The organism is Solibacillus sp. NPDC093137 (assembly GCF_050280445.1).
In the GTDB taxonomy this organism is placed as follows: domain Bacteria; phylum Bacillota; class Bacilli; order Bacillales_A; family Planococcaceae; genus Solibacillus; species Solibacillus isronensis_B.
Window position 1 is genome coordinate 572,824 of record NZ_JBNNVH010000001.1, and the last position, 13,789, is coordinate 586,612.

The 13,789-nt window shown below is 35.6% G+C and carries 17 protein-coding genes and 1 pseudogene; 15 read left to right on the plus strand and 3 right to left on the minus strand.

Annotation, left to right across the window (positions count from 1 at the left end; translation table 11 throughout):
* Positions 1-10: 10 nt before the first annotated feature.
* From ACQKN3_RS02850 to ACQKN3_RS02895, 10 genes and pseudogenes are all read left to right on the plus strand, one after another.
* Positions 11-544: a GNAT family N-acetyltransferase gene (locus ACQKN3_RS02850; RefSeq protein WP_427709214.1), complete on the plus strand. Its 534-nt coding sequence runs from the start codon at positions 11-13 to the stop codon at positions 542-544.
* A gap of 229 nt (positions 545-773) precedes the next feature.
* Positions 774-1,520 carry a methionine ABC transporter ATP-binding protein gene (locus ACQKN3_RS02855; RefSeq protein ID WP_251687154.1) on the plus strand — a complete coding sequence of 249 codons (747 nt, stop codon included), beginning with the start codon at positions 774-776 and terminating at the stop codon, positions 1,518-1,520.
* A complete protein-coding gene (locus ACQKN3_RS02860; RefSeq protein WP_251687156.1) occupies positions 1,513-2,175 on the plus strand; it encodes a methionine ABC transporter permease in 663 nt (220 codons plus the stop codon). The genes ACQKN3_RS02855 and ACQKN3_RS02860 overlap by 8 nt, the downstream gene beginning before the upstream one ends.
* Positions 2,176-2,185: 10 nt before the next feature.
* Complete coding sequence (locus ACQKN3_RS02865; protein ID WP_427709217.1) at positions 2,186-3,007, plus strand: MetQ/NlpA family ABC transporter substrate-binding protein; 822 nt, start codon at positions 2,186-2,188, stop codon at positions 3,005-3,007.
* 142 nt (positions 3,008-3,149) lie between these two features.
* The gene (locus tag ACQKN3_RS02870) at positions 3,150-4,139 is read left to right on the plus strand and encodes an NADPH:quinone oxidoreductase family protein (RefSeq protein ID WP_427709219.1); all 990 of its coding nucleotides are present in this window, start codon (positions 3,150-3,152) and stop codon (positions 4,137-4,139) included.
* A 119-nt stretch (positions 4,140-4,258) separates the two neighbouring features.
* On the plus strand, positions 4,259-4,702 hold the full coding sequence (locus ACQKN3_RS02875) for an HIT domain-containing protein (protein ID WP_427709221.1): 444 nt from the start codon (positions 4,259-4,261) through the stop codon (positions 4,700-4,702).
* A gap of 130 nt (positions 4,703-4,832) precedes the next feature.
* A complete protein-coding gene (locus tag ACQKN3_RS02880; protein WP_427709223.1) occupies positions 4,833-5,165 on the plus strand; it encodes a hypothetical protein in 333 nt (110 codons plus the stop codon).
* A gap of 281 nt (positions 5,166-5,446) precedes the next feature.
* Positions 5,447-5,962, plus strand: coding sequence for an amino acid oxidase (locus ACQKN3_RS02885; protein WP_427709225.1), 516 nt, complete (start codon positions 5,447-5,449; stop codon positions 5,960-5,962).
* A 67-nt stretch (positions 5,963-6,029) separates the two neighbouring features.
* Positions 6,030-6,344, plus strand: a pseudogene (locus ACQKN3_RS02890) (tyrosine-type recombinase/integrase); the annotation flags it as partial.
* A complete protein-coding gene (locus ACQKN3_RS02895) occupies positions 6,341-6,631 on the plus strand; it encodes a hypothetical protein (RefSeq protein ID WP_427709227.1) in 291 nt (96 codons plus the stop codon). The pseudogene ACQKN3_RS02890 and the gene ACQKN3_RS02895, both read left to right, overlap by 4 nt.
* Positions 6,632-6,892: 261 nt before the next feature.
* Here the strand turns inward: ACQKN3_RS02895 and ACQKN3_RS02900 are convergent, their stop codons facing one another.
* A complete protein-coding gene (locus ACQKN3_RS02900; protein ID WP_427709229.1) occupies positions 6,893-7,303 on the minus strand; it encodes a hypothetical protein in 411 nt (136 codons plus the stop codon).
* A gap of 373 nt (positions 7,304-7,676) precedes the next feature.
* Here ACQKN3_RS02900 and ACQKN3_RS02905 point away from each other — a divergent pair, with 373 nt between their 5' ends.
* Positions 7,677-8,147, plus strand: coding sequence for a hypothetical protein (locus ACQKN3_RS02905; protein ID WP_340735048.1), 471 nt, complete (start codon positions 7,677-7,679; stop codon positions 8,145-8,147).
* 391 nt (positions 8,148-8,538) lie between these two features.
* On the opposite strand, the gene ACQKN3_RS02910 is transcribed toward ACQKN3_RS02905, so the two are convergent.
* Positions 8,539-8,943: a hypothetical protein gene (locus ACQKN3_RS02910; protein ID WP_427709231.1), complete on the minus strand. Its 405-nt coding sequence runs from the start codon at positions 8,941-8,943 to the stop codon at positions 8,539-8,541.
* A gap of 519 nt (positions 8,944-9,462) precedes the next feature.
* Here ACQKN3_RS02910 and ACQKN3_RS02915 point away from each other — a divergent pair.
* Positions 9,463-10,290: an SMI1/KNR4 family protein gene (locus ACQKN3_RS02915; protein WP_427709233.1), complete on the plus strand. Its 828-nt coding sequence runs from the start codon at positions 9,463-9,465 to the stop codon at positions 10,288-10,290.
* 330 nt (positions 10,291-10,620) lie between these two features.
* Here ACQKN3_RS02915 and ACQKN3_RS02920 read toward each other — a convergent pair whose 3' ends face one another.
* On the minus strand, positions 10,621-11,307 hold the full coding sequence (locus ACQKN3_RS02920; RefSeq protein ID WP_427709235.1) for an HAD family hydrolase: 687 nt from the start codon (positions 11,305-11,307) through the stop codon (positions 10,621-10,623).
* A 272-nt stretch (positions 11,308-11,579) separates the two neighbouring features.
* Between ACQKN3_RS02920 and ACQKN3_RS02925 the strand changes: the two genes are divergently transcribed.
* The 3 genes from ACQKN3_RS02925 to ACQKN3_RS02935 all read left to right on the plus strand — a co-directional run bounded on the left by ACQKN3_RS02925 (position 11,580) and on the right by ACQKN3_RS02935 (position 13,685).
* Complete coding sequence (locus ACQKN3_RS02925) at positions 11,580-11,753, plus strand: Fe3+ hydroxamate ABC transporter substrate-binding protein (RefSeq protein ID WP_427709237.1); 174 nt, start codon at positions 11,580-11,582, stop codon at positions 11,751-11,753.
* 321 nt (positions 11,754-12,074) lie between these two features.
* Complete coding sequence (locus ACQKN3_RS02930) at positions 12,075-12,911, plus strand: hypothetical protein (RefSeq protein WP_427709239.1); 837 nt, start codon at positions 12,075-12,077, stop codon at positions 12,909-12,911.
* A 405-nt stretch (positions 12,912-13,316) separates the two neighbouring features.
* The gene (locus ACQKN3_RS02935; RefSeq protein ID WP_427709241.1) at positions 13,317-13,685 is read left to right on the plus strand and encodes a hypothetical protein; all 369 of its coding nucleotides are present in this window, start codon (positions 13,317-13,319) and stop codon (positions 13,683-13,685) included.
* Positions 13,686-13,789 lie beyond the last annotated feature (104 nt).

Consider the following 13,789-nt stretch of genomic DNA (forward strand, 5'->3'; position numbering starts at 1 on the left):
TTAAAAGGGAGTGATTGCCTTGGAAATAAGAAAATTTAACTCAGAAAATGATGAACTGATTGATTTACTTTGTACCAATGATTGGCCTTTCCATGCGAAGGTTCAATTAAATCCAGCAGCGATTAAAAGAGCAATCGAGAATGGCTATTACTCTGAAGGAAGAGAAACGTTTTGGGTTATTGAAAACGAACAAAAAGTAGGAATTTTAATAATCGATGATATTGAAGATACGATCCCTTTATTTGATCTCCGTTTAACAACAAAAGCAAGAGGCAAAGGCATTGGTCAAAAATCTTTAAACTGGCTAAAAGACTACTTGTATGGTGAAAAGTGTAAGATTCGAATTGAAGGTTATACAAAAGCAGATAATTTAGCGATGAGAAACTGCTTTACCAAGTCAGGCTTCGTAAAAGAAGGCTATTTACGCAATGCATGGGAAAATGAAGACGGTTCAATTTCAGATACTGTCTTGTATGCATCCATTTATGATGATTGGAAGGACAATAAAATCACACCGATTAAATTGGATCAAGTCCCTTATTAAGTCGATACCGGCTGCCCGGAAGTTAGAAATAAATTCTAATTTCCGGCAGCTTTTTTATTGGAAAAATGATGAATAGGTAAGTTTGGAAAGGGTTCACAAGATCACTCCTTCCGTTATTGCAAACCATTTAAAGCATGGAATTTTTTGCAATAAACATTTCTCTTGGTAGCCGGTGCAATATCTACTATAATTAGTAATCGATTGGGTATGCAGTGGGGGTGTATGACAGATGATACAATTACAGCACGTTACGAAAAAGTTTGGTTCCTTTGTCGCGGTTCAGGATGTGAGTTTAACGATTGCGAAAGGGGAAATTCACGGTTTGATCGGGGCAAGTGGTGCGGGGAAATCGACGTTGCTGCGGCTGATGAATCTGTTGGAAGTACCGGACAGCGGGACTGTTGTCATAAATGGCCAGCAACTAACAGCTTTAAAAAATGCGGAACTCCGTGAAGCTAGAAAATCAATCGGGATGATCTTCCAGCATTTTCACCTTGTCGCAAATAAAACCGTCCATGATAATGTGGAAATTGCACTCGTCCTGGCAAACTTTCCGAAAAAGCAGCGGAAAGCACGTGTCATGGAATGTTTGCAGTTTGTCGGTTTGGAGCAGTTAGCCAATCAATATCCTGCCCAGCTGAGCGGCGGACAAAAGCAGCGTGTGGCGATTGCCAGAGCACTTGCGAATGAAACGGCCGTCTTGCTCTGTGATGAACCAACCTCTGCGCTCGATGCAAACACCTCTGCGGAAATACTGCGCGTTTTACAGAAGGTCAATGTTGAGCTCGGTGTGACAATTGTGCTTGTCAGTCATGAGCTTGATGTTGTGAAAAGTATTTGCCATCGCGCTACGGTGCTGGACGCCGGACAAATTTACAAAACAGTTAATTTGATACCAAGCGGCGTACTTGAAACGGACCATCATCCGCAAAGCTTTGTCGATCAGCTTGTGAAAGGCGGGGTCGGACATGCCTAATGTGTTGCGTCAATACGAAGCTGAAATTTGGCGGGCGATCAGTGAAACATTTTTCATGGTCGGTGTGTCAATTGTAGCTGCCGTATTAATCGGATTGCCAATCGGTACATATTTATTTCTTTGCGGGAAAGAAAGGTTGCTTGAAAACCGTGTCGTTTACAACATACTGAACCTGGTGGTGAATACGATCCGCTCGTTTCCGTTCCTGCTGCTGGTCGTATTTTTGATTCCCTTTACGAGGCTCCTTGTCGGTACGGCAATTGGGACGGTGGCGGCAACGGTTCCGTTGTCGATTATTGCCATAGCGCATTATGCAAGGCTTGTCGAACAGTCACTGCTCGATGTGCCAAAAGGTGTAATCGAGGCTGCGGTTTCAATGGGGGCATCGGTGCGACGAATTATTTTCAGTTTTCTTTTTGTGGAAGCGCGTTCAGGACTAGTGCTCGGCCTGACGACTTCAATAGTCAGTTTTATTTCGTATTCCACAATAATGGGTGTTGTCGGGGGCGGCGGTATCGGTGACTTTGCAATTCGCTACGGGTACCAGCAATTCAAGACAGATCTAATGCTTTATATGATTTTCATTATGATTATTTTGGTGCAGCTTATTCAAATGATTGGTACGACTGCAGCAAGATGGTTGGACAAAAGATAGGAGAATGATTGTGAAAAAAAGATGGATGTTAAGTGTGGCTGCTGTGCTAGCTTTAGTTGGCTGCGGACAGAATAAAGAAACAGAACCGAATAAAGAAGGGGAAAAGGAAGAGACAACATTAAAAGTGGCCTCATTAATTTCACCCATGACGGATATTCTGGAGCTAGTCGAGCCTCAATTGGAAGAGCAGGGCATTGACTTGGAGATTGTCGTTTTAGGGGATAATGTACAGCCAAACAGTGCACTCGCTGCAAAGGAAGTTGATGCAAATTTCTTCCAGCATGTACCGTATATGGAGGAATTCAACCGTAACAATGACGCGAATTTAGTGCCGATCCAGCCGATTTACTTTGCGAACTACGGTGTGTATGCTAAAAATTATGATTCAATCGAAGAGTTGCCTGAAGGGGCGACAGTTGCAATTGCCAACGATATTTCAAATGTTGACCGTTCATTAATGCTGCTTGCCCAGCACGGTGTCATTACTTTGAAGGAAAAGACGGATGTGTATTATACATTGGCAAGTGTCGAGGACAACCCGAAAAATCTTCAGTTTAAAGAAGTCGATTTGTTAATGCTTGCGCGTATGTACGATGATGCCGATGCAGTTGTGATGACACCGGCATATGCGGCACCACTTAACCTGACACCGAAAAGTGATGCGCTGCTGACAGAAGGTGTAGAAAACGACTTTGCCATTACTTTAGTGGCTCGTGAAGACAACAAAGACGACGATGCAATCAAAAAGCTTGCAGAAGCGATGACGAGTGAAGAAGTGCGTAATTTCCTGATTGAAAACTACGACGAAACAGCAACACCAGCTTTTGAATAAATAACTTGATTGATGCCGAGACGCGTTTACATTATGCGTTTCGGCTTTTTATATTAAAAATGCGTTGAATCAAAGCAGCTTTTTGACCGGTATGCCTAATTTTGTTACCCTTTATTTGTAAACAATTGAAGGGGTGGTCAAAATGGCAGATAACTTTAAAGCATTAGTCGTAAATAATGAAGAACAATTTACAGTGAACGTGAAGGAACTTTCCTTAAATGATTTACCTGAAGGAGACGTGCTGCTTAAAGTCGAGTATTCTTCTATTAATTATAAAGATAGTTTAGCAGCAATTCCGGACGGTAACATTGTGAAAAGCTATCCATTTGTACCGGGCATTGACTTGGCAGGAACGGTCATTTCTTCGGAAAACCCGCAATTTAAAGAAGGGGACAAAGTGATTGCGACAAGCTATGAAATCGGGGTTTCTCATTTTGGCGGATATAGTGAATATGCCCGCATCCCATCTGAGTGGCTTGTTCCCCTGCCGGAAGGACTTTCATTAAAGGAAGCGATGGTCATCGGCACAGCCGGCTTTACGGCAGCTTTATCAGTCCAACGGTTGGAAGATAATAATGTAACGCCTGATAAAGGGAAAGTACTTGTAACCGGTTCTACAGGCGGTGTTGGCAGCTTTGCCGTTTCGATTCTGTCAAAGCTTGGCTATGAAGTAGAAGCGAGCACTGGGAAAGAATCGGAACACGGGTTTTTAAAAAGCCTTGGTGCGACTTCGATCATTCCACGTGAAGAAGTATATGACGGGAAAGTGCGCGCATTAGGCAAGCAAAAATGGGCAGCTGCGGTCGATCCTGTCGGTGGTGAGCCATTAGCATCATTGCTAAGCCAAATTCAATACGGCGGATCCGTTGCGGTGAGCGGGTTAACAGCAGGGACAAACCTTCCGTCAACTGTTTTTCCATTTATATTGCGCGGGGTCAACTTACTAGGAATTGATTCTGTATACTGCCCGATGGAGACGCGATTAAACGTATGGCACCGTTTAGCGACAGATTTTAAACCGGATAACTTGGAGCAATTAATTCAACAAGAAATAACGCTCGAGCAGCTTCCGGAAGTTCTGCCAACGCTGTTGAAGGGTCAGGCAAAAGGAAGAACGATCGTGAAGCTATGAGAGTGGCACTTTGACAAGGTGAATTTTTCTGATGAACGCACTTCTATATGGGAGTGCGTTCGTTATTTCAAAATGACTCCGTTTAGCGGCTGATTTATTCAAAGGTGACTAATTTCTTATTGAAAAATGGAAGGGTTGAAAAAATGGAGAATTGTATATTTTGTGGAATTGTAAGGGGAGAACTATCCTCATACACAATATTTAAAGATGAAAAAGTTACTGCATTTCTTGATATTAATCCTGTGGCTATGGGACATATATTAGTAATCCCAAACAAACATTTTGAGAGATTAGATACTATAAACGATGAAGAAATTATGAAAGGATTAATGAATGCACTTATAAAGGTATCAAATTTGCTCATTGCTTCTGGTATTTGTAATGACTTTACTATACTCAATGATAATGGATTAAATGCACAACAAGATATTATGCACACTCATTTCCATATCATACCGAGACATCATAATGAAAAAATAGAATTAAAACTTCCAACTGATAAAGAAGTTGCTAATTCAGAGACACTTAAATATACATATTCTCTTTTAAAACAATCATTATAAATTATTCAGGTAAACAGGTACTTTAATAAAGGGATTTATCAATAATCCCAATTAACTAAGCCTCTTTCAGTTCGTCCGCAAAGAAGTTTATTTCATAATTAGAAATATAAATAAACGGAGGTGTAGAACAATGAACAAAAAGAATGGTTTTCTTTTTTTCCTAACTTTATGTATCGAGGCGGTTATCACCTATTTTGTTGCAAGTACGTTCTCTGTTCGATTTATTGAAGTAATGGGAATTATCGGGGCAATATGTAGCGGATTGTTTCTTTTGTTAACAAGTGGAGGGGGGCCAATTTCGAATTTCTTTACTGCGAGAAACGCGGGCATAACAGGAATCATTCAAAAAAGAGAAGCCTTTGTTTTTAAAAAAGGTGCAGTGTTTTTCGCTTCCGTTGTTTACTTTTGCATCGGATTGATTTTCTTTATTTTGCTAGTTACAAATGCCATTCCGCCCGCGTAATAAACATTTGTTCATCCTGACCTTTTAAAAAGAAAGAACAAGTAAAATGATTTGTTAAGATCATAGTTATTCCATTAAAGGGCGCATTTCTTCAATAAGAAGAACACGTTTTTCCGTTATAGGGCCATATTATTGAATTACACTTTTAAGTAATAGTCTACCAAAGACGCTTAGGTAACTAATATATTACCAGCTATCAAAATAACTTGTTCAAACAACAACTATATAAAATAACCCTTAAATGGTAATATTATGACATACATTATTTAGGGGGCACTACAATGAGATTAAATAAGATTTTAAGTATTATATCTATTTTATTCCTACTAAATCTAAGCGCATGTTCAAAAGAAGAAGTTAAATATGATGGAGAACCTTTAAAAATCGCTGTAATTGGTCATATTCCTGAACTAAATAATAAAAAAATTAGTTTTGAAAAAATTTCATTAGATGAACTTAGCGAAGATACAGTACAGATTTCAACAAATTTTGATGCAGTTATGATAACACCATTGATGTTTGAAGAAGCTTCTAATGATCGATTTGTTGAAGTTTATAATAACTCTGAAATCCCCTATATCTTTTTTGATTCCGAAAAAAGGGATCTTCCATTTACAAAAGTTGGGTATACATACGAAACAGCGCGATGGGAAGCATTGAAAAACGGTTCACATACGACAATTTATTTATCCGATAAAGATGCCAATAGAGAAGATGTTTGGTATTTCTATTTAAATGATGAAAAAGGATTAGATGTCCTTTTCAAAGAGATTTTTGAAAAGGTTAAAATGTTATAAATCTATTCAGAAAAACGATATTCAATATTCGGGCGCGATTGTTGTATAGCCTTCTAGTTTAGGGCATAGGATTCGCTGTGTTAAATCGCTAATGTATTCAACCGGCTGCCGTATTGGGGAGGTAGTAAAATTAGATCGTCATGATTTTGATTTTCGAACAAATTCAGTCATTGTACAAGGGAAAGGTGATAAAGAAAGAGAAGTATACTTTAATACTCGCTGCTCCATTTCGTTAAAAGGATATTTAGACGAACGAGAGGATGAAGATCCTTGTTTATTTATTACGAACAGGAAACCTAAAAGGCGGATGAGCATTGATAATTTGAGATATAAACGCTTTTTAATAACAATTAGTGAGTCTATTTTGGGGGAGATTTTTTGAAAACGAAGCATCATTCTTGGAAAAGCTATGTTTTTTTAACTGTTAGCGTGATAGTTACGGTTCTTATGATTTTATTAGACCCAATTGGAGTAGCCACAAAAGAAAAGCTGACAGGGGGTATAATTTTTCTTATATTGGCAGGGAATGTCGTGTCTGTCTTACTGGGCATTTTAACATTTACATCCAAGTACGAACGGAAATTGATTCCTAGTATAGCTGCCATATTTACTTTCTTAAATTTAGGGGTGGTGATTTTCTTTTTCTGGTTTGGTGCGAACTTTGCGTGAGTAAAAGATATTCTTCAATCGGGCGCGATTCTTCAATAAGAAGATCGCGTTTCCCGTTATAGGGCCATTTAATTTAGTAAACTTATTTTAATGTATATAAGGAAAGGTTTATTCCTCTCGATTATAGAATTTGGGGAGTAAAAAACCACCTCTATTGAAAGGTGGAAGAAACAGAACAAGAATTTACTCTATATAATCAATTAACTTTGATGGAACTTGTTCAAAAATATAAATTTCTGGGTTATTATAAGGCTTATTTTTTTAAAATTCTTCAAGAGTGTTCATACTTGCCCAATAATTTTTCATTAAATCTTCCTTTGAAGGTAATCCCTCAACAATACGACCATTGCCACCATCATAAATATCTTCAATATAAGAAAATAAATCACTTGCTATATCTCTGTTAAAAACCAAAATTTTATCACTAAACACTGGAAATCGATAGTGAGGAATATCATACTCTTCCAAACCTGCACCGAAAGCAACATTAAAGTCAACCCATTTCGGTAAATTTGCGGGTCTGAAACGGATAGTTAAATCTGGAAAAAAATTACCGCTATTGCCATACCACTTTGTAGCCGTCTTACGATTTAACCCTTCCTTTAAAACGATTGCGGGGCTAAAATATTCACCAAGATCATCATTTCGAATAATTACATGATACAAAAACAAATGATTGCCTCCATTCCTTAAATATTATCCTAAAAATTCTACAATTAACTACTGGGTTAATTTAATAAGCAACTATTTACTACCTTTATTTTACCATTTCCTATACATATAAGAAAACTAGAGCTTAAAGGATTATTAACTGTTTCTAGTTAATGAATGGGAATTTGTTTTCAATCTGACAATATAAAGGATCTTCCACAATCGGGCCAAATTATTGAATAACTTCTTTTAAAAAAGGTGGTAATCTATTGTTGGTTTAATTAAGTATTAAAGAAGATGGAATTAATGTTAATTAGGTGATATAGTGGAAACTGCCATTAACGTCATTTTACCAAATATTTAAACTATAGCGGTTTTTCTTTTGATAAGGAGCGTGACAGAAACAATGGATAGATACTTAAAATTGTTTGTAGGTTTTGTTTTTATTTTTTTACTAGCTGGATGTATCGGAGAAGACTATGATTTTTCACCACCAACAGTAAATGTGTATAATCCTAATGATATTGATTCGCAACAAACTTTAGCGGAAGCCAACATAGAATGGAAGCATGAAGATCAAATTTATAATAAAGAAACAGAAGATATTAAAGCCTTAGCTGAAGAGCAAAATATTATATCCTTTAAAGCTGGCGATACAGTATCTATTAACCTAGAAGATGGTGACTTTGATCAGGATAGAATCAGTGTTTCTTTATTAAAAAATGAAGATAATATTGAATTAGAGTACAATGGAAAACAACAAACTTTCAACTTACCTATGGAAAAAGGTGAATTCATACTCGTTGTCGGCGTTGATACTAGCAGGGGAAATGCACAGTATGTAGGATATTTAGTTATTCAGTAAAGTACTACAGTGGTGTTGCTGTATAAAATTGTGGATATTCTTAACGTTGTAAATTTGCTTTTTTTCCTGATGATGTATAGCTAATAAAGTCATCTAAAATTAATAAATGCATTAAAAATGTTAGCCACTCTATTCAACAATCGGGCGCGATTCTTCAATAAGAAGATCGCGTTTTTCCTTTATAGGGCCATATTGTGGAGGAACGTCTTTAAAGAAAATTGAATTTCTAGGTTAAAGTATAGAAGAGATTGTGAAGTTGCTGTACTTAAAGTAACGTGAAAAATACTTAAATCATACTATAAAGAAAGTTAAATTATAAAAGCATGTTTTGGATTATAAATTCTCCAAACATGCTTTTTTTATCTTTGTTCGTCAACCTTTTTTTAAAATATTATTTTTTAATGTTATAAAGAACTTTAAATGCTTTTTCGACTTCTTCATCTTCTAAAAGTTCTATTTTGACCGAGTGGATAATTTGGTCAGACCATGTCAAATGGCTTCCACCGCCTGCCCTTTCTTCTCGGTGATAATACGTTAGATAGGGGTTCGGGTACGGAGAAACACTATTTTCATTTTTAAGTGCATCTGTCAAATCTGATATTTGATTATTGTTCAATTCATACCCTAAACCTGTAGAAATCGCTTTGAATATTTTTTTCATAATCGAGGAATCAATAGGCGTACCCTCTTTTCCGGCTACGATATAAATATACTGTAATTTTCCTTCTATTTCATTAAATTTAAGATCCGAGTCGTAAACAAAATCTAAATGCGTTCCCTCATGATATGTTGACACCAGAATAGAAGCCCTAGAATCCCCATCTTTCATCTCAAACTCTTTATACGATGACTCCTTATCTTTATTCTTCTCTTTTTCTTATCGGTAAAAATAATAGATTTTATAGATGACTTGGATATAACTTAGTAAAGGAATAATTTTTCTGAAATTTGAAAAACAAAAAAACACCCAGAATGGATGTTGTTATGATAAATAAGTATCTTGATTATGTCCCAAAAGATTTTACTCTTTTGAGAGGGTGAAAAAATGTACTTAAAGTTATAGGAGCTTGAGTTCAATAAGTGCGGCCCACCTTAAAAAGCCTTTGGTCTTCAACAAACGGGCGCGATTCTTCAATGTGAAGTTCGCGTTTTCCGTTAAATGGCTATATTGTTGAGCAATGCTAGAGAGTAGTTCCGAATATTTTTCATAAACTAATGGACAGTTTAGTGAATTTTTGGATATTCTTTTCTTTGAATACTAAGTAGAAGTAAGGGGAAATTGAATTATTTTTATTGTTTATAGGAGTGGAAGAAAATGAATTTAGAATTATGGGAAGAAGAATTAGATGATTATTTCAAAGGTCAAATCGATTTAGAGATGTTAACAAAAATTCAACAGGAATTAAAAGCAGATTTGCCTGAGTCTTATATAAATCTGATGAGACAAAGAAATGGGTTTTATTTAAAAAATAAGTATTTCCCTACTGACACACCTAACAGCTGGGCTAATAATTCGGTATATGTGGATTTTTTATATGGAATAGGCGAAGGGCCAGGATTATTAGATAATATGGATATACGGAAAGAATGGGGAATACGGAATAAAAAATTACTAGTTATATCATCAGACGCACCCATGTTTATATGTTTAGATTATAGAAAGAGAAAAAATCCGTCTGTTATTTTTATTGATGTGGATCAAAATCAAGAGATCAAGTTAGCGGAGGATTTTGAAAGTTTTATAAATGGTCTTGTCGATTATATTGAAGAAGAGGAAATTAGCCTGTATGATACAGGGCTTTCTGAACGAGAAATAAAAGAATACTACAATAAAATTGATGATGTAATAGTAAAGGGAAAACCATCAGAGATCGATCGTTTATTTACAAAGATTCTGTCAATCAATAATGAATTGATCAGATATATGGTTGAGAAAATGAGACAACACGAAAAACCTAAAGTGCAGTTATATTTAATGTTATATTTATCTGCATGTGCAGAAGGAGACAACAAGGGTATGATAGAAGACGACTATTTACTAGAGGCTTTGAATGAGATTTCCAATAGTAAAAATAAGGATGCCAAAGCTTTGGCTATTTATAGCTTAAAAGAATTAAATAAGAGACTTAACCTAAAGGACTAAGGTTTGTACATGTATACTTGAGTTTAGATTGGCTGTAATTTTAAAAAGCCCTTAATCTTCAACAATCGGGCGCTTTTCTTGAATAAGAAAAGTGCTTTATTCAATTATAGGGCCATATTGTGGAATAACACTTTTACCGATAAGAAACGCTATTCAAGTTTTTATGCAAATTTATGAACAAGCTCCGCAAGTATAAACGTTGCTGCTTCAACTGTTTATGTCATCTGTATAGAAAACTGTATAATCGATTGTTAAAGCGCAAAGGCACAAATGTTGATTTACCAACACTCGTGCCTTTGTGGTGTCTTCCCAAACTTGCATTTGGGCACGCTATTTTGTATGGCTATGTATACTAAAATCTAGGTTCTTTAAAATCAAAGGAAGTTCTAAATAATCATCAATTATTGCATCGGCTTCTATATCAGTCCATTGATTATCTTTTTTCCAAATCCCCTTCATTCCTACGTTATGGGCAGCTTTTACATCATTTTCAGGATGGTCACCAATAAATACACTTTCTGAAGGCTCTACATTTAATTTTTCTAATGCATTCATAAAGATTTGGGGATTAGGTTTCTTGATTCCTTCCCATTCGGATACTAAGATTACATCAAAATATTTCTCAATGTCCAAAGCTTTAATGTTATCCATTTGGAACTGACCATACCCATTTGTAATCATGCCTAAAGTAATTTTATTATTTTTTAGCTCCTCTAACATTTCATGAATATGAGGAAATCCTTCACAATGATGTTTGAATTCTTCCACATAATCTTGGAGGAGTTCTTCCCACGTTACGGAAGGTATATTAAATTCATCAATTAGTTGTTGGTATACTTTATCCTTCCAAACATATCCGTGATTGTCTAATTCAATAAATCTCGAAATATATTGCTCTTTTGGAATATGGGAAAGTAACTCATACAATCTTTCGTATTGCTGGTTTATAAAAAGCTCAACCGATTTATCACGATTCAATAAAGTTCCATCTAAATCAAATAATACAGCTTTAAACATTTTAGAATTCCCCCATAGGCAAATTTTCACTCAATATTAATCTTACCAAATTAATAGACTGAATAGTAAAAAGATTCCCAAAGCGTCGTTTGGTAACATTTTATCACTAACGTTGTATATCATCATAGTGCCATGCTTATTCCACAATCGGGCGCGATTCTTCAATAAGAAGATCGCGTTTTTCCGTTATAGGGCCATTTAATGGAATACGAAACTTTTCTTTAGAGTTAAACGTAATAAAGATTAACATAATTGAGAGGCGGAGATATACATTGTTTGATATTGTGCCTAAATGTACTAAATGCGATAAAGAAATTAAAGGAAACGATGTAGTTTTTGTAAAAATGCGTTATCCAGAACGAAAAGGTATGACTGAAATTAAAGCCTATATACAAAATGAAGGAAGACTAATTTGTGAGGATTGCTATAATCAAAAAACTAATTAAATGTTAAAGAATTATGGCGCACTTTCCTTGTGTAAGGAAAGCGCGCAGTCTATTAAATATTTATTCATAAAGTGTCTTGTTCTACAATTGTGCGCGATTCTTCAATAAGAAGATCGTGTTTTTCCGTTATAGGACCAGATTCTGTCACAAGGAACAGCCCTTTATTCACTTAAAGAGTCCCAATGTGTGTAATGTAAATATCTAAATCCCTTAATAATTTTCTAACTAAATATGGACAAAATAAAGTTTTTAATGTTTAATAAACCCAAAAAAATACAAGCCTTTTGGGATTTCAATAGGTTTTAGAATAGAGGGGAAATCATGGATAAATTTAAAAAATACTTCGGTCAATTGAATATGACTTGGTCGAGAGTATTTCTTTTAGCTGTTATTACAGCGGTATATACTGCACTTATCAATCAGGTGTCATTTTTAAAAGATACCTCATTTCAAGATATCGCTATTTATGTTGACTGGTGGATTCTTTTTGCTGTATTCATTATTGTAAACTGCGAAAAGTGGTGGGAAGCAGCACTTAAATGCTTTGTATTCTTCCTTGTTAGCCAGCCCTTAATTTATTTAATTGAGGTGCCGTTTTACGCGCAAGGGTGGGAGATATTCCGCTACTATGATTACTGGTTTAAAATCACACTTCTGACCTTACCAGGTGCTGTGATAGCATTCCAACTTAAAAAGAAAAACTGGCTTAGCGTTCTAGTTTTATCCGTGGCAACAGGTTATCTTGCTTACGCTAGCGTCGATTATTACAGAGCTGCAATGACAAATTTTCCGAATCATCTCCTCAGCGCTATATTTGCCCTTGGCTTAGCGATTTTCTTTATTTTTGTTTTACTAGATAATAAAAAACATCGCATTGCGGCTCTTTCGGTCTTAGCTGCGTTACTAATTGTTTTTGGTCTCTTTACTGGACCAGATAAGACGGAGGAAATATTTCTTGAGGAGGGAAGTTGGACTTACTCGATGGAGGATGAGTCCGTTGTCATGATAGAGATGACAGATGACAACCATGCCACTTTGACAGCAAAACAGAATGGTAATACTTTCATCCACTTTGAAAATACTGACGGTACCGAAATTAACTATTATGTTACTGTAAGCGGTGGTGGTATTTGGATTAATCTACTTGACGAAGACTAACTGTTCTACCTAGCGTAATTTAAATATACTTTGGATTTATGTATGCTAAATGTAATTTTTTTATATCCTAAGGCGATGTTCAACTATCGGGCGCGATTCTTCAATAAGAAAATCGCGTTTTTTCGTTATAGAGCCATATTGTGGAATAACATGGTATGTCATAAATTGTAATTGTAAGAGTTTACTTAGAAAAAGGGGTTGTTTTTAAATTAAAAATTATTAACGTTTTTTTTACTTATTAGAGCAAGGGTATTCCTTGCTTTTTTCTTTGTGTTTGAACATGCATATATTTCAAAAGTATTGACTAATAACACTAATAGTGTAAAATTACACTTGCATAAATGATTTTTGATAATTGAAGTTGTCTGAGGACGACCAAATGAAAAAATTTCTTGGGGGATTTTCATGAGAACTTTATGGTTAATTATTTCTTTAATACCTGTTGCATTCCTTTTTCACTATTATGAATATGGGCAATACATTAAACGCGAAGAAGCATCATTTCTCCTTACTAGTTCTATTCTGTTCGTTCTAGTAGCTGGTTTTTTAGCTGGTAGTGTAAAATTACGATATATTTTCTTTTTGAATATCATAACAGCGTTATTGTCAGTTTTTTTGGCTTCATATTTTATTGCAGATGATGGCGGCTGGTTTAAACCTTTAGGGAGAGACGGCGCAGTGATATTTGTTTCGCTAGTTTTCTTAATAGGACAATTAATAGTAAGACTCTTTTCACATAAGTTATTCATGAGAATTGAAACTTCCCGTGATTAAAATTAGAAAAGCATCGTTATTGTAACGCTGCTACTTCAAACGTTTATGCCATATGTATAGAAACTGTATAATAAATCGTTCAAGCGAAAAGGCACAAATGTTGA

Bases quoted from the DNA above. Each gene is read 5' to 3' on its own strand.
- ACQKN3_RS02855 (WP_251687154.1), top strand. From the start codon at position 774: ATGATACAATTACAGCACGTTACGAAAAAGTTTGGTTCCTTTGTCGCG.
- ACQKN3_RS02860 (WP_251687156.1), top strand. From the start codon at position 1,513: ATGCCTAATGTGTTGCGTCAATACGAAGCTGAAATTTGGCGGGCGATC.
- ACQKN3_RS02870 (WP_427709219.1), top strand. From the start codon at position 3,150: ATGGCAGATAACTTTAAAGCATTAGTCGTAAATAATGAAGAACAATTT.
- ACQKN3_RS02880 (WP_427709223.1), top strand. From the start codon at position 4,833: ATGAACAAAAAGAATGGTTTTCTTTTTTTCCTAACTTTATGTATCGAG.
- ACQKN3_RS02885 (WP_427709225.1), top strand. From the start codon at position 5,447: ATGAGATTAAATAAGATTTTAAGTATTATATCTATTTTATTCCTACTA.
- ACQKN3_RS02915 (WP_427709233.1), top strand. From the start codon at position 9,463: ATGAATTTAGAATTATGGGAAGAAGAATTAGATGATTATTTCAAAGGT.
- ACQKN3_RS02920 (WP_427709235.1), bottom strand. From the start codon at position 11,307: ATGTTTAAAGCTGTATTATTTGATTTAGATGGAACTTTATTGAATCGT.
- ACQKN3_RS02930 (WP_427709239.1), top strand. From the start codon at position 12,075: ATGGATAAATTTAAAAAATACTTCGGTCAATTGAATATGACTTGGTCG.
- ACQKN3_RS02935 (WP_427709241.1), top strand. From the start codon at position 13,317: ATGAGAACTTTATGGTTAATTATTTCTTTAATACCTGTTGCATTCCTT.